Origin of the sequence: Marinobacter bohaiensis, assembly GCF_003258515.1 — a bacterium.
Lineage (GTDB): Bacteria > Pseudomonadota > Gammaproteobacteria > Pseudomonadales > Oleiphilaceae > Marinobacter_A > Marinobacter_A bohaiensis.
In genome coordinates this window covers 1,268,054-1,289,666 of the sequence record NZ_QGEH01000001.1, presented here as the reverse complement: position 1 = coordinate 1,289,666, position 21,613 = coordinate 1,268,054, and the positions used below count along the sequence as shown (strand labels likewise).

Genomic DNA, 21,613 nt, shown 5'->3' with positions numbered 1-21,613 from the left:
CCTGTTGATGTCAAAGAAACGCAACGGGGTGAGAGCCACGCAACGGGTTGAAAACACTCAACCCGATGAAAAGCGCTCACCAGATGAAAAGCGTTCAACCAGATGAAAAGAACTCACCTGCCGTTGACAGGGAACTTCAGGAGACCAAATACTGGTAAAGCCGACAAACGATGAATATTTGCAGCCACGACAAAATTCAACTCATCCATGAGAACGCGCCGACTGCCCTCGCTATCCGCCCTCCGTGCCTTCGAGGCCGCCGCCCGCCACCTGAGCGCCAAGCAGGCGGCTCAGGAGCTGTCGGTGACGCCCACCGCCGTCAGCCACCAGATCCGGCAGCTTGAAGACACGCTCGGGGTATCTCTGTTCGTGCGCAAACCGCGGCAACTGCTGCTCACCGCTCAGGGGCGGGAACTGCTGACGTCGTTGACCGATGCCTTCGACACCATGGCCGATGCGGTGCAACGGCTGCAGGCGCCTCCGGAGCGTCGCGCCGTGACGATTTCAACCACGCCCGCCATCGCGGTGCGCTGGCTATTGCCCTGGGTCTGCCAGCTCAAGGACATCCGGCCCCGCATCGACCTTCGCGTCCACGCCACCCACGACCTGACGCCGCTGGACGGCGTGACGGCGGACCTGGCCATCCGCTACGGCACGGGCCCATGGCCGGGGCTGGTGGCGGAAAAGCTGTTCGACAACACGTTTGTCCCCGCCTGCAGCCCATCGCTCGGCCTCACCGACCCGGCCGACCTGCCCCGGCATACGCTGATCCACTTCGAGCCCCAGACGTCCCGCAGCCTGCCACTAGACTGGCGCACCTGGCAGGCTGAAGCCGGCGTACCCGGTCTGGACGTCAGCGCTGGGCTGGTGTTCTCCGACGAAACCCACACCATCCCCGCCGCGGTCGGCGGCCAGGGCATCGCCCTGATGAGCCGCACGCTGATCGCGGACGAACTGGCCAACGGGCAACTGGTGGAGCCTTTCGGCCCGGCGCTGCAAGGGGAACCTTTCCAACTGGTTTACCCGGAGGCGCGGCGCCACGATCCGACCATTACCGTCGTTCGCGAGTGGGTGCTGGGATTGCCGGGACTGGGCCGCTGTGCCGCCGGAACGCCCGGCGCCTGACGAAGTCGATTTAGCGCCGTCAGGCGGTGTCCACCGGCAGGCGCATCGACTCACGGACCTCTTCCATAACGATGTAACTCTTGGAATTCTTGACCCCGGGCAGCACCAGTAGCATGTCGCCCAGCAGCGCCCGGTATTCGGACATGTCACTGATACGGGCCTTGATCAGGTAGTCGGCATCACCCGACACCAGGTGGCACTCGAGCATGAACGGCAGGTTCTCCACCGCTTCGTTGAACTTCTCGAAGGCATCCCGGGACTGGTAGGACAGGGAAATCTCCACGAACACGAGCATGGAAAAGCCCAGCAGGTCCGGATTCAGCCGGGCGTGGTAGCCCTCGATGTAACCGTCTTTCTCCAGGCGCCGGACCCGCTCAATGCAGGGTGTGGAACTGAGCCCGACCCGCTCCGCCAGCTCGACGTAACTGAGCCGGCCGTCGTCCTGGAGCGCGGCCAGGATGCGGCGATCCAGCCGGTCCAGAGTGCGTTTCCGGCTTCCGGTCTCTCTTGCAGCGGTTCTTGGCACGATTCGGCCCCCTCGTCTGTATTATCCCCATTATCGACAACATGATCAGGGCGATGCACTGGCATAGCAAGCGATCACAGCTGGATCTGCTGGAACCGACGCATATACACGAAATTTCCATGTCAGGCCTGTACTACAATGCACCGGACGACACGGTTGCCGAGGCCGCCCGCTTTCGCCGACCGCCCCAATGACCGACTACGAGGAGCCTATTCATGTCCGAGATCGAACGCCTTCACTCCACCGAGCGGATGAGCCGCATCGTCAAGCATCAGGGCGTGATCTATCTGTGTGGCCAGACCGCCGGCGATGAGAACTGGGATATCGCGGAGCAGACCGAACGCTGCCTGGAGAAGATCAAGGGCCTGCTGGAGGAAGCTGGCAGCGGCGTGGACCGGATGCTGTCGGTGACCATTTACGTGCGCGACATGAAGGACTTTGCCGCCATGAACGAGGTCTGGGACAACTGGTTCGCCGAACGGCCCAAACCCGCCCGCGCCTGCGTCGAGGCGCGAATGGCGCGTCCGCCCATCCTGGTCGAGATGTCGGTCGTCGCCGCCGAAAACGCCTGACGTTTGAGTACCGTCCGCACGCCTGTCCCGGGCGTGCGGTCGTGTTTTTTCCTCCAAGGGCACCCTACGCCTGATTCCCCTTTTACGTCGCGCCTCTCACGCCCGCGCCTGCCCGCCACCCCTTCATCAGCAAGCGCCAGGAAACATTCAGGTTTTATAACTTCAAAAATAGAAAAACGCAGCTATATCATCTGCAAAAACTCTTTTTTTGAAGCATTTTCATCCACGGCTTGCATTAGAATTTTCCCAAAGACACGACGGCCCCGGAGCGGCTGTCCTGGAAACTGGGGGTTCACGCAGCATGAAGATTGCGGTTTTGGGTGGCGGTGTGGCGGGCGTATCCAGCGCCTGGTATCTCGCCAATTCGGGGCATGAGGTCACGGTCATCGAGCGGCGCGAGGCGGTCGCGGACGAAACCAGCTTCGGCAACGCCGGCATGCTGTCGTTCGGCTATACGAGCCCCTGGGCCGCTCCGGGCGTTCCCTTCAAGGCACTGAAGTGGATGATGCAGGACATGGCGCCGATCCTGGTAAGCCCCAGCGCGATGAACGGGCGCACCGCCCAGTGGCTCTTCCAGATGCTGGGCCAGTGCTCGGAAAAGGCTTATCGGATCAACAAACAGCGTATGCTGCGCATCTCGGAGTACAGCCGCACCTGCCTGGACGACCTGACCCGTCGGGTGGCTCTGGATTTCGACCACCGCAGCCAGGGCACCATCGAGCTGTTCCGCGAGCAGCAGAAAATGGACAGCATCGGCGCCGACCTGGCGTCGCTTCGGGCATGCGGCGTCACCCACGAGGTCATCGACCACGCCGGCTGCATCCGGCACGAACCGGCCCTGGCCAACGTGGCGGATAAGTTCGTCGGCGGCCTGCGTTTTCCCCAGGACGGCACCGGTGACTGCAACCGGTTTACCAAGGGGCTGGCCCGTCACTGCGCCGACGCCGGCGTCGAGTTCCTACTGGGCACCACCATTGACGGCCTGGAGCGATCCGGCGACACCCTCACCGGTATCCGCACGTCGCGGGGGCGGATTGAGGCGGACGCCTACGTGATGGCCCTGGGCAGCTACTCACCGCTGCTGCTCCATCCCCTGGGCTTCCGGCTGCCGATCTACCCCATCAAGGGCTATTCCCTCACCCTGCCGCTGCTGGACGCCAACAGGGCGCCGCAATCGACGGTGATGGACGAGTCCTTCAAGGTGGCCGTCACCCGCTTCGACGACCGCATCCGCGTGGGCGGCACCGCCGAGATCGCCGACTTCGACCTGAGCCTGCAGGCGAAGCGCCGCAAGCCGACCGCGTTCGTGGTGAACGACCTGTTCCCCGGCGCCGGCGACCTGGACAACGCGTCCTTCTGGTGCGGGCTGCGCCCCATGACGCCGGACAGCGTGCCGGTGGTGGGCCAGACCCCGATCCGCAATCTCTACATGAACACCGGGCACGGCACGCTGGGCTGGACCATGTCCCAGGGCTCCGCGCGTCTCGTCACCGACGTCATCAACGGGCGCCGCCCGGACATCGACACCGACGGCCTGTCCATCCAGCGCTACCTCCACTGACGCCAACCGCCATCGCACGAGGAATCCCATGGCCCGACCCGCCGTTGCCGACATCGATCTGGACAGTATCCGCGCCAACTTCCGCCTGGCCACCACGCTGGCCCCGCAGGGTAAAGCGCTGGCCGTGGTGAAGGCAGACGCCTACGGCCACGGCGCGGTGCGCGTGGCCCGCAGCCTGGCGGGCGAGGCCGAAGCGTTTGCCGTCGCCTCCATCGAGGAAGCCAGAACGTTGCGCCATGCGGGGCTGCCGCATCCGGTTCTGCTGCTGGAAGGGTTCTTCGAGGAATCGGAGCTGGACGAGATCGCCCGCGAAGGCTATTGGAGCGCGGTGCACGATACCGCCCAGATCGACCAGATTGCCCGGGCTGACCTGCCCCGCCCCATTACCGTGTGGCTGAAGGTGGACACGGGGATGCACCGGCTGGGTTTCAGCGGCGCGGAAGCGGTGGCGGCCTACCAGCGGCTGAGCGGCCTGCCCCAGGTCGAGCGCGTGGTGGTGATGACGCACCTGGCCAACGCGGATCAGGCGGTGGCGGACCGCGTGTCCGTGGCGGACCAGATCGAACGGTTGCCGCCGGCGTTGCGTGCGCCGGGCATCGAAACCAGCGTCGCCAATTCGGCCGGCCTGCTGGACCACGATCAGGCCCGGCTGGACTGGCAGCGGCCTGGCATCATGCTCTATGGCGCCTCGCCGCTGGCGGTGGAGAACGATCACAGCCAACAGCTGCAGGCGGCCATGACCCTGAAGAGCAAGATCATCGCCATGCGCTGGGTCGAGCCCGGCGAGCAGGTCGGCTACGGCGGCCGCTTCGTCGCCCGGGATCGCCGCCGCATCGGCACGGTCGCCATGGGCTACGCCGACGGCTACCCGCGTCAGGCGGTGGAGGGCACGCCGGTTCTGGTCGACGGTCAGCGTGCCCCGCTGGTCGGCCGGGTGTCCATGGACATGTTGACCGTGGACCTCACTGACCTTCCCAACGCGCGGATCGACAGCGAGGTGGAACTCTGGGGCAAGCGCCTGTCCGCCAACGAGGTGGCCGAATGCTGCGATACCATCGCCTATCACCTGTTCACCGGTGTCACCGCCCGAGTACCGCGCGTTTACCGCGGACGCTGATCGGACACCGACAACCGCCGGTTACTGACTGTCAGCCATGAAGGACGCCATGGGCCGGTCGATGCAGGCGCGCACCTCGGTTTCGCCGGGGATGTATTCTTCACGCACCATCAGGATCAGGGCGGTGGCGTCGAAACGGTGGTTGTGGGCCGGGTGACAGATGACTTCCTCGTCGGCGGTGACATAGGCCATCAGCGTGCCCATGCCGCCGGCCACCAGTTTGCAGGCCACTTCCGCCCACAGCGCGTTCCTGAGGTCCACCGGATAACGCATCGGGTGGTCGTCGTGGTGGGTAAACAGGTTTTCCAGCACCTTCTCGGAGCCCCGTGCCACCAGCGAACGCACCAGCATTTCCGGATAGGCGCGGATCGGGCGCAGGGTGCTGTCAGCCCCCAACTGGCTGGCGCGGACGCGGTTGTCCGTATCCACGCACTCCGCCACGGTGTAGGGCTGGTGCTCGCCGCAGAGCGTATTGAGCTGCATCAGCACGTCGAGGGTGACGCTGTCGGAGATGCGGCTGTCCTCGTCCCGGGCCAGGATGATGATGGCGCGCGCGGCTTCGGGTGTGACAGCACGCAGGGCTTCCGGGTCGGACGACTCACCGTGGTGATGCACCACGCCGCGTTCACGCAGGTTGGCGGGCAGGCCATCGGGAAAGGCGTCGGTGAGGATCTGCACCGGCCGGTCGGCGAAAGTGTCGGTGGCTCGCAACTGGTCCACCAGACGGCGGAAGTAGACGTCCGGGTTACGGGCCGGGCTGTGGATGATCAGTACGTGATCTTTCATCTGCCACCTCCAGCGGCCGTTGAGCATGTCCTGTTTGCGTTTGAGCCGGAAATCGATGTAATCGCTGGCCAGCTGCGCCATCATCGTGATGCCGGCCAGGTAGAGCAGCACGGTGGTCGCCGCCCGCCCGGCCGCGGTCGTGGCGGAGAAATCGCCGTAGCCGACCGTAGTGAGTGTGGTGAGCGTCAGCCAGGTGGCGTCGCCCACCGCCAGATTCTCGAAGACCACCATGGCCACGACGTGCAGCACGGCCAGCACCAGTAACCAGCCCAGGATACGGCGCAGGCGCGAGGCCATGTTGACCTGCAGCCGTCGGGTCAGTTCCTGACGCGAATGCCGGCGCAGCGTGCTGAATACGATCATCCGGAAAGCCTGCCTTCTCAAACGGATAGAAAGCGCATCCTACCATTCCGGCAGGCCGCCGCCAGTCAGGTACCCGGACCAGTCGCCTGCTGGGCCCTCAGCCGCTCCCGCAGAAAATCCACGAACTGGCGCACCCGCACCGGTCGCGGCCCGGTGCCCGGATACACAGCGTTGAGGGGCACCGAATCGCCGCGCCAGTCGCGGAAGGCCGGCTCCAGGCGGCCGGCCAGCAGGTCCGCCCTGACGTCCAACTCGCTCTTGTAGGCCAGACCGACGCCGTCGAGCGCCCAGTCCCGGACAATGGAGCCGTCGTTGCTGGTGCAGTCGCCGCTGACCTCCACCACCACCGCCTCGCTGCCCCGGCGGAACGACCAGCGCCGGTAGGCACTGCCGCCGAAGAAGTAGGTCAGGCAGTTGTGGGAGGCCAGGTCCTGCGGGTGGCCGGGCCGGCCGTGGCGGGCAAAATAGTCCGGCGAGCCGACCACGATGCGTCGATTGTCCAGCAGCCGACGGGCCACCAGCGCGGAGTCCGGCAGCTCACCGTAGCGGATCGCCAGGTCCAGCGGCTCGGACACCAGATCCCGCATGGAATCCCCCGCCTGCAGGATGAATCGCACTTGTGAATGCAGGGCGCGGAATTCGTCCATCAGTGGGCGCAGCCACTGGCGGGCAAAATCCACCGGTGCCGTGAACCGGATTTCACCACTGATTTCGGCGCAGTCGTGGCTCACCGAATGCCGGGCCTCGTCGATCAGGGTCAGCCCCGGCGCCACCCGCTCGCGGAACAGCAGACCCTCGGGTGTCAGACGCAGGTTGCGGGTGTTGCGCTCCACCAGCCGCACGCCCAGTTCCGCCTCCAGACGCTTGAGGCTGGCACTGGCGGCAGCGGGCGAACGCTCCAGGGTGCGCGCGGCGGCACTGAGGGAACCCAGCCGGGCCGCCTCCACGAACAGGCGCAGATCTGCAAGATTGGTCATTTTCAAAATCTGATTGAAAGTGTTTTATCGCTCAGGCCAATTATCAGTCGCCGCTTCAGCCAACACAATAGCGTTCATCATTCATCGCTCACTGCGAAAGACACGGAAAACGCTTCATGAACACCCCAACGAACTCCGATTCCCCACGCCTGCCCGTCGCGCTGCTGGCCCTGACCGTCGGCGCCTTTGGCATAGGCGTGACCGAATTCGTCATCATGGGCCTGCTGATGGAAGTCAGCACAGACCTGGACGTCACTATCTCGTCAGCCGGCATGCTGATCTCCGGCTACGCCCTGGGCGTGGTCGTCGGCGCCCCGGTGATGACCACCCTGACCGCCGCCTGGCCGCGCAAGCTGACGCTGCTGATCCTGATGGTGGTCTTCACCGTGGGCAACGCCGTCTGCGCCCTGGCCCCCAACTACGAAGTTCTGATGGTCGCCCGCGTGGTCACCGCCTTCGCCCACGGCACTTTCTTCGGCGTCGGCTCCATCGTCGCCACCGGGCTGGTCGCGCCCGAGCGCAAGGCCTCGGCCATTGCGGTCATGTTCACCGGGCTGACGGTAGCCAACATCCTGGGCGTGCCTTTCGGCACCTGGCTCGGTCAGACCCTCGACTGGCGGGCGACATTCTGGGCCGTCACCCTGGTGGGCCTGGCCGCACTGGCGGTCATCGCCCTGTTCGTTCCCCGCGACCAGGGCACGCCGGAAACGCCCGACTGGCGGGCCGACCTGCGCGCCCTGGGGCGGCTGCCGGTGGTGCTGGGCCTGCTGACCACGGTACTGGGCTTCGGCGGTGTGTTCGCCGTATTCACCTACATCGCACCCATCCTGACTCAAGTCTCGGGGTTTGCAGACGCCGCTGTGTCGCCCATCCTGCTGGTATTCGGCGGCGGGCTGATCATCGGTAACCTGCTGGGCGGGCGTCTGGCGGATCGCCACCTGGTGCCGACGGTGCTGGGCAGCCTGCTGGCGCTGGCGGCCACGTTGGGTCTGTTGTCGCTGGTGCTGGAAAGCCAGTGGCTGACGATCGCCTTTGTCGGCCTGCTGGGCGTTACCGCGTTCGCCACCGTCGCGCCCCTGCAGATGTGGGTGCTGTCGAAAGCCGAAGGGGCGGGCCAGAGCATGGTGTCCAGCATCAACATCGCCGCGTTCAATCTGGGCAATGCCATCGGCGCCTGGCTGGGCGGTGCGGTCATCGATCAGGGTCTGGGCCTGTCGGCACTGCCCTGGGTTGCGGCCCTCATTCCGTTGGCCGCCATCGCCACGGCGCTGCTGAGCCTGCGGCTGGAACAGCGCAGGGCGCCGCAAGAACTTTCCTTCGACTCGGCCTGTCCGAGTGAGTAGTCCATTCACTGTCAACGCAGCAACCACGCTGACTGAGCAACCCCACTGACTGAAAGGAGTCGCTATGAACATCGATCTTCAAGGTAAAGTCGCCATCGTCACCGGGTCCACCCAGGGCATCGGCCTGGCCATCGCCAAAGGCCTGGCCGGATGCGGTGCCACGGTTGTGGTGAACGGCCGCAAGCAGGCCGCCGTGGACGCGGCCGTGGCCAAGGTGCGGGAAAGCGCTACCGGTGCGGAAGTACGCGGCGTCGCCGCCGACCTGGCCACCGCCGAGGGCTGCCAGGCGCTGGTTGAGGCCGAGCCGACCGCCGATATTCTGGTCAACAATGTGGGCGTGTTCGGTCCGCAGGACTTCTTCGACACGCCGGACGACGAGTGGCAGCGCTTCTTCGACGTCAACGTGATGTCCGGCGTGCGGCTGTCCCGGGCCTATCTGCCGGGCATGGAGAACAAGGGCTGGGGCCGGGTGATTTTCCTGTCCTCCGAATCCGCGCTGAACATTCCGGCGGACATGATCCACTACGGTTTCACCAAGACCGCCAACCTGTCGGTTTCCCGCGGCCTGGCCAAGCGCATGGCAGGCACCGGCGTGACCGTCAACGCGGTGCTGCCGGGGCCGACGATGTCCGAGGGCGTGGAAGGCATGCTGAAGGAGGCCGCCGAAGCCTCCGGCAAGAGCGTGCAGGAAACCGCCATCGACTTCGTCAAGGCCGAGCGTCCCAGCTCGATCATCCAGCGTCCCGCCGAGGTGGACGAGGTCGCCAACCTCGTGGTTTACGTGGCCTCGCCGCTGTCTTCCGCCACCACCGGCGCCGCATTGAGGGTCGATGGTGGGGTTGTGGACAGCATCGCCTGATCCCGCCCCCTGGCTCCGCCCGACCGGGTGGAGCCAGCCGGGTCGCGGCCCGTACAATCGCTGACTCGACGGCTCCCCGGAATTCTTCCACAATCACAGGAAGATAGACTTTCATCCCGCGCAAGGAGCCCTCTTTGACCCTGACTCTCACCACGCCCGCCCTGCTGTTTCCCGCCATTTCCCTGCTGCTGCTGGCCTACACCAACCGTTTCCTGGTTCTGGCACAGCTGATCCGGCAACTCAAACAGATGGAAAGCGAGCGGGATTACGAGCTGCTGGCGCGACAGATCGGCGGGCTGCGCAAGCGCATCGTGCTGACCAAGCGTATGCAGGCCTGCGGTGTGCTGAGTTTCCTGCTGTGCACCATTTCCATGTTCACCCTGTTCCTGGGCTTTCACACCACCGGGATCATCTGCTTCGGGGCCAGCCTGGTGCTGCTGTCGATGTCACTGCTCTACTCGCTGTATGAGATCGTGATTTCCAACAATGCGATCAATATTGAGCTGGAGGATTTCGAGGCGCGGCACAAGACCGCGGACTGATCCCGGAACCCTACGGCAGCGCCCTGCGCCGCTCCATGAAGAGGTCGAACACATCGTCGTAGGCACGACGGTCGACCGGCAGCAGCGTCTGGCGATAGAGATCCCGCCCTTCCTGGCGGATGACGGGATCCTCCAGCACCTTATCAACGACATCGATGATGGCATTGCCCCACGCCCCGCGCGGGCAGCCGTAGTACTGCAGCAGATAGGCAGGCTGCTCGGTCAGGGCCAGGAAGACCAGGTCGGTGTCGCCGGAGCCGGCGTAATAGTGAACCTCGGATGAGTGAGCCAGGATAGCGTCGACCCGCCCGGCTTCGAGCAGCCCGAACAGCAACTCCGCGTGACGCAAGCGGACGGTGCGCGGGTCGTTCTGGCCGACCCGGTTGAAGTACTGACGCGCAATCTGGTCGACGGCGCGCCCATAGCTACGCCCGCGCACGACCCCCAATCGCAGGCTTTCGTTCTCAAGCAATGCCGTGAGGCTGACGCGCCGCTCACCGCCATACAGTGGCGCCAGGCGGTCAGCCTGATCACGTCGCAGCACCAGCCCCGGCGGCAGCATGGGAATCACCGGATCCGAATAGGCCACGAAGGTGGATCGCTCCGGGGTCCAGAGCAACGCATAGGAACAGGTGGAAACACCCCGCTCCATCTCGTAGATCATCCGCGCAAAATCCGACTGCCGGTAGCGATGCTGATACTCGGGCATGGCGTCGGTGACCAGCAGGTGCAATCGATCCAGCACGCCACCGTTACGGCCGTCGATACCGGCAAAGAAAGGCGGGAAATCAGGCGCGCGCCAGGTGATCACCGGCTTATCGGTATCGGCCAAAACGTCAGCGCACCACAACAGGACGACGCACAGCCAGCCAATGGCCTTGAAGGACATTAAATCAGCTTCCGACTGGTTCTAGAATCCACCCATCTTAGCAGCTGATGGATCACGGCCTGACAAAAATGCTACCGCCGCCTCAAGCAACCGCTTAGAATGCGCAATCTTTGGTCACCTGTGCAGGCAGCCGTGCGACTGATTTCCTTTGATGTGTTCCGAACCCTTGGTTTTCCCGACACCTCGGTCCTGAAACCGGAGGCGTTCCTGCGTCACAAGAGCGAGCTGGGCGAGGCTGACTGGGTGCTGTTTCCCGAATACTGGCAACTCAACGCCCTGGTGCATGGGCTCAAGTGCCGGGTGTTTCCCAGTGAAGCCAGCTACCGCATCGGCCACGACAAGATCGAGATGACCCGCGCCTTCCAGACCGTCGCCCCGGCCCACACGCCCTGGACAATGATCGAAGCCAACGGCCCGCAGGAACGCGAGGCCATCTGGCAGGCGATGCCACTCCCCTTTGTCGCCAAGGCTCCCCGCGCCAGCATGGGCGAAGGCGTCTGGCTGATCGAGACGCGCGAGGACTGGCAGCGCTACTGCGAGGCGGCGCATGTGCTCTACGCCCAGGAGTACCTGCCGATCGACCGGGACATCCGGGTGGTGATCGTGGGCGACCGGGTGGTGACCGCCTATTGGCGCCATCAGGCGCCGCAGGGGTTCTACAACAACGTGGCGCGCGGCGGACGCATCGACAACGGCCCGGTCCCCAGGGCGGCGACGGCGCTGGCGTTGCAGATCGCCCGCGACCTGGACATCAACCACGCCGGGTTCGACATCGCCATGGTGGGCGATTACCCCTACGTGCTGGAGTTCAACCGCCTGTTCGGCAATCAGGGCCTCAACCGGGGTTCGGACCTGCGCGACGCCATCCTCGACTACCTGCGCAACGAGAGTGACCCAAAGGATCCGGACACCCCGCTGGATCCCGAACCGCCGATGCCGATTGCGGTCTAAGCCGCCTCAGCGCGTAAAGAACCGCGGGTTGCGCTCGATAAAGGCATTGATCCAGCGCGCCAGGAAGGACTCGCCGGTGCCCTGGCGCAGGTAGCGCCAGCCCAGGATCGCAATCACCAGCGCACCAATCGTGTCGACGATCAGGTCCCACATGGTGTCGGTGAGGCCGGATGGATCTCCCAGCATGGCTTTCTGCATGTTCATCCCGAACAACTGGTCCATACTGAACTCGAAGATCTCCCACAGCGCCCCGAAGCCGACGGCGAACAGAAAGGCGAAGAAGGACACGAAACCGGGCTTGAGATGCATCTCCAGGCGTTCGGTTTCGTTGAGGATGTGCACGAGCAGGAAGCCGAGGATTCCCAGCAGGAACCCCGAGCTGGTGTGCAGGACGATATCCCACCACCAGAAGCGCGTGTAGTAACCGCGCACCTCCCCCAGGAACAGCGCCGCGAAGACAAAGCCAATGGCCAGCAACTGCATCTGCGGCGGCACGAAGATGCGGAAACGACGCTCCACCAGCACCGGCAGAAAGGTAATGCCGATGATCAGCAGGACGAACGCCGCGGTCATCCACTGACGCTCGATCAGGGCAAACACAGCCTGGACCAATAACACCAGTTGCAGCGCTATCGTGATCCGCTGGTGGGTGATCCGTATGCGCATACCTACCGCTCCCTGAGTAACGTCGTCACGCTCAAATTAGCACAGCACCGCTTCGAAATACGCCTCGGGGCCGGGCGCGATGCCGGCCTCTTCCATCGAAGCGCAAACCTTCGTTCGAAACACAAACCGCGGGGAAGGCCTGCGCTGTGTCAGGAAAAAGCAACAAAACTGACATTCGAACGCCACTCTCCTGAAATATTACGTCTCTACAGTTTCGATCGAAACACGGAAACATTCGATTGGAACCTCCATGCAGCTAAGCGAAAGACAGAACACCATCCTGGACCTGCTCCGCGACAAGGGCGGGGTCCTGGAAAGCGGCGAGTTGACCGACCAGCTTCACGTCTCGGTACAGACCATCCGCAAGGACCTGAACGAGCTGAGCGAGTACGGTCTGGTCAAACGGGTCTATGGCGGCGTGACCCTGCCGGTGCAGAACAAGAACCTGTCGTTCGACAACCGCAAGGTGATCAACCTGGCGGAAAAGGAAAGGATCGGCCAACTGATTGCCGGGTTCCTGCCCGAGGGCGTCAGCATCTTCCTGGGCATCGGCACGACCCCTCAGCAGATCGCCCAGAAGCTGATCCATCACCCCGGCCTGACGGCCATCACCAACAACCTGAACGCCGCCCTGGCGCTGTGCCAGAACCCCAACATCACCACCTACTGCGTCAGCGGTCGGGTGCGCAACGCCGACCAGGACATCGTTGGCGAGGACGCCACCGCCTACTTCCGCAAGTTCCAGGTGAACTACGGCATCTGCGGAGTGGGCGGCATCTCCGAGCAGGGAGCCCTGCTGGACTTCTCGCCGGAAGAGGCGCACCTGACCCAGACCCTGCTGGCGAACTGCGAATCCCGACTGCTGGTGGCGGATCACCACAAGTTCCAGCGCAGCGCACCGGTCAAGAGCGGGCACCTGCGCTCCATCGATCGCTTCTTCACCGACCGCCTGCCCGAGGGATTGCGCCCGCTGTGCAACGAGATGGGCGTGGAAGTGATTGAGGCCGACGCACACGGGGAGAACGCATGAGCTTCCTGGAAATACGCCAACTGACCAAGCGCTGGGGCGACAAGGTCGCCGTGGACGATCTGAGCCTGACCATCGACGAAGGGGAATTCGTCGCCCTGCTCGGTCCCAGCGGCTGCGGCAAGTCCACCACCCTCAACATGATCGCCGGGCTGGAGACGCCGTCCTCGGGAGAGATCCATCTCAATGGTCAGGACATCAGCGCCCTGCCGCCGGGCCGACGCAACCTGTCGATGGTGTTCCAGTCCTACGCCCTGCTGCCCCACCTGAGCGTGAAGGAAAACATCCTGTTCGGCCTCAAGGCGCGGCGTGTCCCCAGGCAGGAACAGGCCGACCGGCTGGAGCACGCCCTGGCGCTGGTGGACCTGAACGACCACGTCCACAAGAAGCCGGGACAGCTCTCCGGCGGCCAGTGCCAGCGTGTCGCCCTGGCCCGAACCATCGTTTCCAAGGCACCGCTGTGCCTGATGGACGAGCCGCTGTCGAACCTGGACGCCAAGCTGCGCAACGAGATGCGCTCGGAGATCCGCGCCCTGCAGCAAAAGCTGGGGCTGACCGTGGTCTACGTCACCCACGACCAGGTGGAAGCCATGAGCATGGCCGACCGCATCCTGTTGCTGAACCAGGGCCAGGTGGAGCAGAACGACCGCCCCGACGCGCTCTACAACCAGCCCGCCAGCCGTTTTACCGCCGGCTTTATCGGCCAGCCGCCGATGAACCTGTTCGAGCGGGATGGCGTCATCATTGGCGTGCGCCCCGAACACATCCGGGTGGTGGACGACGGCGGTCTGATGGTCGAGGTGATCGACGAGGACTACCACGGCGCCGAATCCATCCTCACCGTCGACCTGCACGGCGAACGCCTGCGCCTGACCCGGCCCGGTCGCACCCATTCCCTGCGCGGCACCCGCCTGCGCATCGCCTGGCCAATCGAAGACGAACACCGGTTCTGCCCGGACACCGGGCGGCGCCTGCCTGCAGCACCCGGCATTACGCCAACACCCACCGAACCTCATGGAGAGACTCGACAATGCTCAACTTCAAGAACGGCCTGAAGGTCGCCCTGCTGAGCGCCGGACTCGTGTCCGCCGCCAGTGCCCAGACCCAACTGACCATGTACTACCCGGTTTCCGTCGGCGGCCCGCTGACCAAGGTGGTGGACGGCATGATCGCCGATTTCGAGGCCGCCCATCCGGACGTGGACGTGGATGCCATCTACGCCGGCAACTACAACGACGCCCGGGTCAAATCCCTGGCCGCCCTGAAAAGCGGTGAACCGGCCCAGCTGTCGGTCATGTTTTCCATCGACCTGCACGAGCTGCGCGACCTGGACGCCATCGTGCCCTTCGACGAGGTGGTCGAAACCGACGCCGACCGCGAGTGGCTCGACAGCTTCTACCCCGCCCTGATGGAAAACGGCAAGGTGGACGGCAAGACCTGGGGTGTGCCTTTCCAGCGCTCCACCATCGTCATGTACTACAACAAGGACCTGTTCCGTAAAGCCGGCCTCGACCCTGAGCAGCCACCAAAGAACTGGGACGAGCTGGTGGAATACGGCAAGGCCCTGACCAAACGAGACGACAGCGGCAACGTGGACCAGTGGGGTGCGATGATCCCCTCCACCGGCTATCCGTACTGGATGTTCGGCGCCCTGGCCAAGCAGAACGGCGAAGTCCTGATGAACCAGGCCGGTACCGAAACCCACTTCGACGACCCGGCCGTGGTGGAGGCCCTGGCGTACTGGCGTTCGCTCGGCGCCGAGCATCACATCATGCCCACCGGCACCATCGAGTGGGGCACCCTGCGCCAGAACTTCCTGGACCAGAAGACCGCCATCATGTGGCACTCCACCGGCAACCTGACCGCCGTGAAGGAAAACGCCAACTTCGACTTCGGGGTTGCCATGCTGCCGGCCCGGAAAGAACCGGGCTCGCCCACCGGCGGCGGCAACTTCTATCTGTTCAAGCAGTCCACGCCCGAGCAGCGCCAGGCGGCACTGCAACTGGTCAAATTCATGACCGCCCCGGAGCGCGCCGCCCAGTGGAGTATCGCCACCGGTTACATGGGCGTGAGCCCCGCCGCTTACGAGACACCGGAGCTGGAACAGTACACCGAGACCTTCCCGCCGGCTCTGGTGGCCCGCAACCAGCTCAAGTACGCCACCGCCGAGCTGTCCACCCACCAGTCCGGCCGCGTGCGCAAGTTCCTGGATGATGCCATCCAGGCCACCCTGAGCGGTCAGGAATCCGCCGAAGACGCGCTGAGCACCGCGCAGATGCAGGCCGACCGAATCCTGAGGCGGTATCGCTAGAGGAATCTTCGCCCCCCTCTCTCCCTGCGGGCGAGGGGGGATCGGGGCAAGGGTTCAACATCCATCAAGCCGCCCCACTCAACCGAACCGCCATCAAGACAGCCAAACTGTATGCAAAACACCAAAACCCTCTACGCCTGGCTCCTGCTGCTGCCGGCCCTGGTCCTGCTGGTGGCCTTTACCCACTACCCGGCCGTGGCCACGCTCTGGCGCAGCATCAGCGCCATCGGCGTCCAGCCGGCCGGCGAGCTGACCCTGGATAACTACCAGTACATGCTGCACGACCCGGTGCTCCGGCAGGTGCTGTCCAACAGTTTCCTCTACGCGGCGATCACAGTGCCCGTCTCCATGATCCTGGCCCTGACCATGGCGCTGTGGGTCAACGACCGGCTGCGCGGCGTCGGTTTCCTGCGCCTGGCCTATTTCACACCCACCATCCTGCCGATGATCTCGGTCGCCAACATCTGGCTGTTTTTCTACAGCCCGGAAATCGGACTGTTCAACCACGTGCTCGCGTTCTTCGGCCACCCGGGCCTGAACTGGCTCGGCGACCCGGATGTCAGCCTCTACAGCCTGATGGCGATGACCATCTGGAAAGAGGCGGGGTTCTTCATGATTTTCTACCTGGCCGCCCTGCAGACCATCAGCCCCGAATACTACAAGGCCGCCGCCGTGGAGAACGCCGGTCGCTGGTACACCTTCCGCCGGGTGACCTTTCCGTTGCTGATGCCGACCACCCTGTTCGTCCTGGTCAACGCCATCCTCAACGCGTTCAAGCTGGTGGATCACCTGTTCATCCTGACCAAGGGCGGCCCCAATAACAGCACCAACCTGCTGCTCTACTACATCTTCGAAAACGCCTTCAGTTTCTTCGACACCGCCTACGCGGCGGCCCTGACGGTGGTCCTGCTGCTGATCCTGATGGCGCTGGCGCTGCTGCAGTTCGGCGTCTTCGAAAAACGCATCCACTATCGCTAACTATCGCTAGGAAACGGCTCATGCAGACACTTTTCCGCTCCCTGTCCGGCCTGCTGGCCTGGATCGTCGGCATCGCCTGGCTGTTCCCATTGCTCTACGCCTTCTGGTCGGCCTTCCACGGCTCGGATTACACCACCCACTTCGAGCTGCTGGCGCCGCTGACCCTGGAGAACTTCGCCACCGCCTGGCACCAGGCGCCGTTCCTGCGCTACATGCTCAACACCGTGCTGATCACCGGGCTGATCCTGGCCTGCCAGCTGGTGCTCTGCACCCTGGCGGCCTACGCCCTGGCTCGCTTCGAATTTCGCGGCCGCGGTACGGTGTTCGCGCTGATCCTGCTGCAACTGATGGTGGTCCCGGAAGTGCTGATCGTGGAGAACTACCAGACGGTCGCCAGCCTGGGCGCTGTGGACACTTACCTGGGCGTGGGTCTGCCCTACCTGGCCAGCGCCTTCGCCATCTTCCTGCTGCGCCAGACCTTCAGGACCGTGCCCCAGGCATTCGAGGACATGGCCCGGCTGGAGGGATGCAGCGAGCTGGGCATCATCTGGAAAGTGTTCGTGCCTCTGGGAAAACCCACCTACCTGGCCTTTGCGCTGGTCTCGATCAGCTACCACTGGAACAACTTCCTGTGGCCGCTGGTGGTGACCAACACCGAGGACAGCCGTCCGTTGACCGTGGGCATGTCGATCTTCGGCGCCCCGGAGTCCGGCGTCGACTGGGCGGTGATCTCCGCCGGCACGCTGATCACCGTTGGTCCGCTGCTCGTCCTCTTCCTGCTGTTCCAGCGCCAGTTCGTCCAGTCCTTCCTGCGGGCCGGGCTCAAGTAATCCGATTCAAGGAAACCGCCATGAACGCCGGCCTGCCCGTGCCTCAGCCCAAGCCGCTTCCCGACCGGCTATCCGACCGTCCACAGATCCTGTTCACCGACGTGGACGACACCCTGACCTGGCAGGGCCGGGTGCCGGTCGAAGCGATGCAGGCGCTGTACAACCTGTCCGCCGGCGGCGTCGATGTGGTCCCGGTGACCGGAGCCAGCGCTGGCTGGTGCGACTGCCTGATGAAGACCTGGCCCATTCGGGCGATCGTCGGAGAGAACGGCGCGTTCTACCTCTATCGAACCGGCAACGGCGTGGTGCAGCGGCGCTGGCTCAAGCCCGAATCATCGATTGCCGGGGATCGCCGGCGCCTGTGCCAGCTGAGCACCGACCTGCAGGCCCGCTATCCCGACATACGCCCGACCCAGGACCAGCCGTTCCGCATCAGCGAGATGGCCTTTGACGTCGGGCAAGCCGCCACCGTAGACCGTCAGACCGCGCAGGAAGCCACCGACTGGCTGCGGCGCCAGGGACTGTCCGCGCGACTCAGTTCCATCCACATCAACGCCTGGGTGGGGGATCACAGCAAGGCCAGCGGCGCCCTCGCCTGGCTCGGCGACCACGGTCTGTCGCCGGACGACAGCCTGTTCATCGGTGACTCCCCCAACGACGAATCCATGTTCGAGCATTTCCGCCTCACCGTCGGGGTGGCCAACATTCGCGAATTCCTGCCGCTGATGCGCCACCACCCGCGCTACATCACCCGCCAACAGGGAGGACACGGTTTCGCCGAGCTCGCCGTTCGCATCGCGGACGTTTAAACCCAATCGCAAAGCAAGGAGGTTTCATGCGTTTCTCTGCCCGTAATCGTTCTATGGCTCGCATCAGTGTGACGACCCTGTTGCTGGCCGCCGCCGTCCCGGCCCATGCCGGCTTCTGGGAGGATGTGGAAAGCCAGTCGGGTCTGGACCACGCGATGATCCAGACGCCGATGAACAACACCGCGGCGGTGTCCGCCCACAACGCCTACACCGAGGCCCACCTGGCCGCCAGCCTGAATCTCAGCGGCACGCTGACCAAGCTGTCGGACGCCATCGACGCCGGCGCCGATCTGCTGGAACTGGACCTGGTGTACGACGGGAACGATCAGATGGTGAAGGTTTCCCACAACCCGGGCACCCTTCATGGCAACAAGGCGGTGCTGGACGATGTGCTCAGCGATGCCAAGCTGCAGGGCGCCAGCCAGCCCCTGTTCCTGGAGCTCAAGGAAACCAGCCTGATGCCGGATTACGTGGTGGGCATCATCGAGAGCCTGCGCAACCGCGGCTACCTGACCGAAGGCCGGCCGGTGTTCCTGCGCAGTTTCGCCAGCGGCCGCGCCAATCTGGTTTACGCCCAACAGTACCTGGCGAACAATTACCCGAATCTCGCGCCCTACGTGCACTACAGTGAACTGTACAGTTCGACCAGCGATCTCGGCGGTCTGCAAAGCCAGGTGGCATCCGCCCGGGCGGACGGTTTCGACATGGTGGAGTTCAACTATCAGACGCCCAACCTGGGCGCCCATATCCAGTACGCCAAATCACTGGACCTGGGCGTCGGGCTCTGGACGATTCCGTCCAGCATGGGCGAAGTGGGCCTGACCCTGTTCCGGGATGAAGTCGACGAAATGACCACCGACTACGACCTGGCCAGCGCCCGCCAGGTGGTCGCGGACAGCAACCAGCTCCTCTATTTCAACACCGCCGACCAGGACAGCGGCGCCAGCAGCCTCAGCTATTACCGCACCGGGGCAATCGCCTACAGCGTATCGGCAGACGGCGCAACGGCCCCATCTCTGAGCGAAGCCGGTAGCGGCTCCCCCTTCTTTGGCACCGTGGCCCTGTTTGATAACAGCGAAGAGGATCATCTGAGCTTCTACGACGCCGACCAGGGCAGCGGCAACGGCTACCTGGTCAACGCACTGGTGCAGTTCAACGATCTGTCGGTGCCCGACGGCGCCACCTGGGCCATCGTCAACAAATCGGACAGCGCCGGCTTCGCTCTCGAGTTATACAACCCTTCCGGCATCCCCGGTCCGGTGCTGCGCTACGGCGTTCACGTGGACGGCGCCTACCGCTACGTCACCTACGACGCCAGTGCGCTCAGCGAGGGCAACAGCTACTACGTCACCGGCGCCTACGACGGCAACGGCGGTGTGCGGCTCTACATCAACAGCGCCCAGATCAGCGCGGGAAGTTCCTTCAATACCGAGGTGACGCGCAATAACTCGCCGGTCGTCCTCGCGGCCGACCCGCAGGGCGCGTCCGACACCCGCTTCCACAGCAACATCAACGTCCAGATGCTGTCGATCCAGGACTGGGCCAATCACTGAAGCCTCGCCTTATTCCCCGGTCGCTGACACAGGGCCGGGGCTCATGGCCGTTGTTCTCTCGGCACGCTCCGGTTTTACCAGCCCGCCATATCCGCCAACGCCAGCAGCCCATCGGACAGCACACCGCGCCAGATGAGGTAATCGTGGGCGCCGGCGTATTCGCGATAGCGCACGTCGAAGCCCTTGGCCTGCAGCAGGTCACGCACGTGGCGATTGGTTTCCAGGATACCGGCGGCGCCGGCGTGTTGGCGTTCGAACAGGCCGGCACTGAGGAAGAAACGCACGGGCCGGGCCGGCATGTCCACCAACTCCCGGGCTACGTATTCCTGTTCCTCAGCGGGTGTACCCGGCGGTGACCACCAGAACGACGAGGACATGCCCAGCACGTTACCGAACACCTGCGGATACGCCAGGGCGATGGTGGTGGACGCCAGCCCGCCGTAGCTGGAACCGGACAGGATGGTGCGCGCGGCCGTCGGCTCCAGGCCGGTTTCCTGCGCCACCCAGGGCACCAGGTCCTCGGCCATCACCTTTGCGAAATCCGGGTTGGCAGGCAGTTCCCGGCCCCGGGTTTCCAGGTCGGGATTGGCAACGAACACGGCCACCACCGGCGGAATGACGCCCTCGGCGATCATGTTGTCGAGGATGGTGGGTGTGGGCACCGTGGTGGTATAGGCCTCGGCGTCAAACAGCACCAGCAGCAGGTTGTCGGGGTTATCCGGCTGGAAACCCGGGGGGCGATAGATCATGACATCGCGCTCGTTCCCCAGCGCCTCGCTGGCAAAGCGATAGGAACGCAGCTCGCCATGCGGTACGTCCCGCGCCGCCAGCCAGGGCTGGGCCGGTGCCTTGGACAGGGCGACGGTCGACTTTCGGTTATAGACGTCCGGCGCATCGGTCGGCCAGGGGTGACGGTTCAGCGGGTCGGCCTGGGCGGTCGCCAGCAGGGCCACGCGGCGCTCCCGGTCGGTACCGTCGAATTCGGGGATATCCGGCGCGATCTGGTAGGACAGGCGGGTGTCCGCCGGGACCTCGAAACTGTGGTACCAGATGTCCGTCGTCCCCAGCCGCTTCATCCAGGCGTGATCGCCAGAGGGCGAGCCCACGACGCGCGCGTTGTGCCGTGCGCCGCGATAGAGGAACGTCAGCAGGGTTTCGCCGTCGGGACCGGTTTCCTCAAGCGGCGTGCCGCGTTCGCTGATCGCCCGCCAGAGGGCGTCGACGTCATCGCCGCCGGCCAGCTCAGCGGCCAGGCGGGCCACGGTTGGGCTGCGATAGTCAGGCTCCGGCGACTGCTGATCCGCCCTGGCGACCTGACGTACCAGCGAGAGCGCGTAATCGCCGCCCGAAGCCCCACTCAGGCGCAATGCCACCGGTTCGGCGGGCGCCACAAACTGGAAAAGCCGGCGGTTGTCGCCTTCGCTGACCAACCGTCGGATGGCGGCGCCGTTGCGGTCGACCAGTTCCAACCGGAAATCGGAGGTCGGGATGTCCAGATCCCCCGCCAAGTAATCACCCGCGCGGGTTTCCAGATCCACCTGGATCGTGCCGCCCGCCGCGAGTGTGCCGGCGACCGGCTGGTCCGGCGTCAGGACCGTCTGTGCGTGAACCCATCCACTAGCTACCATCACCAGCCCTAGTATTGCCTGTCGCATGAAAGTCGTTACCCATCGTGTGCTCGTTCGGCCGTTGAGACGCGTTTGAAGGAAGGCCTTTATACCAGCACGCAATAAATAATGATAACGATTCGCATGATACAGGGAATGGGCGGGGGTCCGTGATGCGGAGACCAGGCCGCTCAGTCGTTCAGCGAATTAACCAGACGGGA

The 21,613-nt window shown here is 64.4% G+C and carries 21 protein-coding genes; 15 read left to right on the top strand and 6 right to left on the bottom strand.

Annotated features, from left to right (window positions below; all coding sequences use genetic code 11):
• The first annotated feature begins 207 nt into the window (after nucleotides 1-207).
• Nucleotides 208-1,125 (top strand): LysR substrate-binding domain-containing protein, encoded by a 918-nt coding sequence (locus tag DKK67_RS05730; protein ID WP_111495250.1) that lies wholly within the window; start codon nucleotides 208-210, stop codon nucleotides 1,123-1,125.
• 19 nt (nucleotides 1,126-1,144) lie between these two features.
• Here the strand turns inward: DKK67_RS05730 and DKK67_RS05725 are convergent, their stop codons facing one another.
• The gene (locus DKK67_RS05725) at nucleotides 1,145-1,651 is read right to left on the bottom strand and encodes a winged helix-turn-helix transcriptional regulator (RefSeq protein WP_111495248.1); all 507 of its coding nucleotides are present in this window, start codon (nucleotides 1,649-1,651) and stop codon (nucleotides 1,145-1,147) included.
• A 215-nt stretch (nucleotides 1,652-1,866) separates the two neighbouring features.
• On the opposite strand from DKK67_RS05725, the gene DKK67_RS05720 reads away from it, so the two are divergent.
• From DKK67_RS05720 to alr, 3 genes are all read left to right on the top strand, one after another.
• Nucleotides 1,867-2,223: a RidA family protein gene (locus tag DKK67_RS05720; RefSeq protein ID WP_111495246.1), complete on the top strand. Its 357-nt coding sequence runs from the start codon at nucleotides 1,867-1,869 to the stop codon at nucleotides 2,221-2,223.
• Nucleotides 2,224-2,524: 301 nt separating this feature from the next.
• Nucleotides 2,525-3,784, top strand: coding sequence for a D-amino acid dehydrogenase (locus DKK67_RS05715; protein WP_323528333.1), 1,260 nt, complete (start codon nucleotides 2,525-2,527; stop codon nucleotides 3,782-3,784).
• A 28-nt stretch (nucleotides 3,785-3,812) separates the two neighbouring features.
• On the top strand, nucleotides 3,813-4,901 hold the full coding sequence (gene alr / locus DKK67_RS05710) for an alanine racemase (protein ID WP_111495242.1): 1,089 nt from the start codon (nucleotides 3,813-3,815) through the stop codon (nucleotides 4,899-4,901).
• Nucleotides 4,902-4,922: 21 nt separating this feature from the next.
• On the opposite strand, the gene DKK67_RS05705 is transcribed toward alr, so the two are convergent.
• Nucleotides 4,923-6,050, bottom strand: coding sequence for an ion channel (locus tag DKK67_RS05705; RefSeq protein ID WP_111495240.1), 1,128 nt, complete (start codon nucleotides 6,048-6,050; stop codon nucleotides 4,923-4,925).
• A 65-nt stretch (nucleotides 6,051-6,115) separates the two neighbouring features.
• Nucleotides 6,116-7,027 carry a LysR family transcriptional regulator gene (locus DKK67_RS05700; RefSeq protein ID WP_111495238.1) on the bottom strand — a complete coding sequence of 304 codons (912 nt, stop codon included), beginning with the start codon at nucleotides 7,025-7,027 and terminating at the stop codon, nucleotides 6,116-6,118.
• A gap of 149 nt (nucleotides 7,028-7,176) precedes the next feature.
• On the opposite strand from DKK67_RS05700, the gene DKK67_RS05695 reads away from it, so the two are divergent.
• The 3 genes from DKK67_RS05695 (at nucleotide 7,177) to DKK67_RS05685 (ending at nucleotide 9,771) form a co-directional block, all read left to right on the top strand.
• Nucleotides 7,177-8,370, top strand: a complete 1,194-nt coding sequence (locus DKK67_RS05695) for an MFS transporter (RefSeq protein WP_111496780.1) — start codon at nucleotides 7,177-7,179, stop codon at nucleotides 8,368-8,370.
• 64 nt (nucleotides 8,371-8,434) lie between these two features.
• Nucleotides 8,435-9,229, top strand: a complete 795-nt coding sequence (locus DKK67_RS05690; RefSeq protein ID WP_111495236.1) for an SDR family NAD(P)-dependent oxidoreductase — start codon at nucleotides 8,435-8,437, stop codon at nucleotides 9,227-9,229.
• A 134-nt stretch (nucleotides 9,230-9,363) separates the two neighbouring features.
• A complete protein-coding gene (locus tag DKK67_RS05685) occupies nucleotides 9,364-9,771 on the top strand; it encodes a DUF2721 domain-containing protein (RefSeq protein WP_228160518.1) in 408 nt (135 codons plus the stop codon).
• 10 nt (nucleotides 9,772-9,781) lie between these two features.
• Here the strand turns inward: DKK67_RS05685 and DKK67_RS05680 are convergent, their stop codons facing one another.
• Nucleotides 9,782-10,660, bottom strand: coding sequence for a TIGR02285 family protein (locus DKK67_RS05680; RefSeq protein WP_111495234.1), 879 nt, complete (start codon nucleotides 10,658-10,660; stop codon nucleotides 9,782-9,784).
• 132 nt (nucleotides 10,661-10,792) lie between these two features.
• Between DKK67_RS05680 and DKK67_RS05675 the strand changes: the two genes are divergently transcribed.
• The gene (locus DKK67_RS05675) at nucleotides 10,793-11,611 is read left to right on the top strand and encodes an ATP-grasp domain-containing protein (protein WP_228160517.1); all 819 of its coding nucleotides are present in this window, start codon (nucleotides 10,793-10,795) and stop codon (nucleotides 11,609-11,611) included.
• Nucleotides 11,612-11,617: 6 nt separating this feature from the next.
• Here DKK67_RS05675 and DKK67_RS05670 read toward each other — a convergent pair whose 3' ends face one another.
• Nucleotides 11,618-12,277, bottom strand: coding sequence for a hypothetical protein (locus DKK67_RS05670; RefSeq protein WP_111495230.1), 660 nt, complete (start codon nucleotides 12,275-12,277; stop codon nucleotides 11,618-11,620).
• A 250-nt stretch (nucleotides 12,278-12,527) separates the two neighbouring features.
• Here DKK67_RS05670 and DKK67_RS05665 point away from each other — a divergent pair, with 250 nt between their 5' ends.
• The 7 genes from DKK67_RS05665 to DKK67_RS05635 all read left to right on the top strand — a co-directional run bounded on the left by DKK67_RS05665 (nucleotide 12,528) and on the right by DKK67_RS05635 (nucleotide 19,785).
• The gene (locus DKK67_RS05665; protein ID WP_111495228.1) at nucleotides 12,528-13,307 is read left to right on the top strand and encodes a DeoR/GlpR family DNA-binding transcription regulator; all 780 of its coding nucleotides are present in this window, start codon (nucleotides 12,528-12,530) and stop codon (nucleotides 13,305-13,307) included.
• Nucleotides 13,304-14,359, top strand: a complete 1,056-nt coding sequence (locus tag DKK67_RS05660; protein ID WP_111495226.1) for an ABC transporter ATP-binding protein — start codon at nucleotides 13,304-13,306, stop codon at nucleotides 14,357-14,359. Before DKK67_RS05665 ends, DKK67_RS05660 begins: the two co-directional genes overlap by 4 nt.
• A complete protein-coding gene (locus tag DKK67_RS05655; protein ID WP_111495224.1) occupies nucleotides 14,335-15,615 on the top strand; it encodes an ABC transporter substrate-binding protein in 1,281 nt (426 codons plus the stop codon). Before DKK67_RS05660 ends, DKK67_RS05655 begins: the two co-directional genes overlap by 25 nt.
• Before the next feature lie 111 nt (nucleotides 15,616-15,726).
• On the top strand, nucleotides 15,727-16,593 hold the full coding sequence (locus tag DKK67_RS05650) for a carbohydrate ABC transporter permease (protein WP_111495222.1): 867 nt from the start codon (nucleotides 15,727-15,729) through the stop codon (nucleotides 16,591-16,593).
• Nucleotides 16,594-16,613: 20 nt separating this feature from the next.
• Nucleotides 16,614-17,423, top strand: coding sequence for a carbohydrate ABC transporter permease (locus DKK67_RS05645; protein WP_111495220.1), 810 nt, complete (start codon nucleotides 16,614-16,616; stop codon nucleotides 17,421-17,423).
• 20 nt (nucleotides 17,424-17,443) lie between these two features.
• A complete protein-coding gene (locus DKK67_RS05640) occupies nucleotides 17,444-18,232 on the top strand; it encodes an HAD-IIB family hydrolase (RefSeq protein WP_111495218.1) in 789 nt (262 codons plus the stop codon).
• Nucleotides 18,233-18,258: 26 nt separating this feature from the next.
• Entirely contained in the window at nucleotides 18,259-19,785 is a 1,527-nt protein-coding gene (locus tag DKK67_RS05635; RefSeq protein WP_162628761.1) for a LamG-like jellyroll fold domain-containing protein, read from the top strand.
• A 74-nt stretch (nucleotides 19,786-19,859) separates the two neighbouring features.
• Here the strand turns inward: DKK67_RS05635 and fes are convergent, their stop codons facing one another.
• Entirely contained in the window at nucleotides 19,860-21,413 is a 1,554-nt protein-coding gene (gene fes, locus DKK67_RS05630) for an enterochelin esterase (protein ID WP_162628760.1), read from the bottom strand.
• Nucleotides 21,414-21,613: the final 200 nt, after the last annotated feature.

Coding starts and splice junctions, on each gene's coding strand:
- DKK67_RS05730 (WP_111495250.1), top strand. CDS start 208: ATGAGAACGCGCCGACTGCCCTCGCTATCCGCCCTCCGTGCCTTCGAG.
- DKK67_RS05720 (WP_111495246.1), top strand. CDS start 1,867: ATGTCCGAGATCGAACGCCTTCACTCCACCGAGCGGATGAGCCGCATC.
- DKK67_RS05715 (WP_323528333.1), top strand. CDS start 2,525: ATGAAGATTGCGGTTTTGGGTGGCGGTGTGGCGGGCGTATCCAGCGCC.
- alr (WP_111495242.1), top strand. CDS start 3,813: ATGGCCCGACCCGCCGTTGCCGACATCGATCTGGACAGTATCCGCGCC.
- DKK67_RS05705 (WP_111495240.1), bottom strand. CDS start 6,050: ATGATCGTATTCAGCACGCTGCGCCGGCATTCGCGTCAGGAACTGACC.
- DKK67_RS05700 (WP_111495238.1), bottom strand. CDS start 7,027: ATGACCAATCTTGCAGATCTGCGCCTGTTCGTGGAGGCGGCCCGGCTG.
- DKK67_RS05690 (WP_111495236.1), top strand. CDS start 8,435: ATGAACATCGATCTTCAAGGTAAAGTCGCCATCGTCACCGGGTCCACC.
- DKK67_RS05680 (WP_111495234.1), bottom strand. CDS start 10,660: ATGTCCTTCAAGGCCATTGGCTGGCTGTGCGTCGTCCTGTTGTGGTGC.
- DKK67_RS05670 (WP_111495230.1), bottom strand. CDS start 12,277: ATGCGCATACGGATCACCCACCAGCGGATCACGATAGCGCTGCAACTG.
- DKK67_RS05665 (WP_111495228.1), top strand. CDS start 12,528: ATGCAGCTAAGCGAAAGACAGAACACCATCCTGGACCTGCTCCGCGAC.
- DKK67_RS05660 (WP_111495226.1), top strand. CDS start 13,304: ATGAGCTTCCTGGAAATACGCCAACTGACCAAGCGCTGGGGCGACAAG.
- DKK67_RS05655 (WP_111495224.1), top strand. CDS start 14,335: ATGCTCAACTTCAAGAACGGCCTGAAGGTCGCCCTGCTGAGCGCCGGA.
- DKK67_RS05650 (WP_111495222.1), top strand. CDS start 15,727: ATGCAAAACACCAAAACCCTCTACGCCTGGCTCCTGCTGCTGCCGGCC.
- DKK67_RS05645 (WP_111495220.1), top strand. CDS start 16,614: ATGCAGACACTTTTCCGCTCCCTGTCCGGCCTGCTGGCCTGGATCGTC.
- DKK67_RS05640 (WP_111495218.1), top strand. CDS start 17,444: ATGAACGCCGGCCTGCCCGTGCCTCAGCCCAAGCCGCTTCCCGACCGG.
- DKK67_RS05635 (WP_162628761.1), top strand. CDS start 18,259: ATGCGTTTCTCTGCCCGTAATCGTTCTATGGCTCGCATCAGTGTGACG.
- fes (WP_162628760.1), bottom strand. CDS start 21,413: ATGGTAGCTAGTGGATGGGTTCACGCACAGACGGTCCTGACGCCGGAC.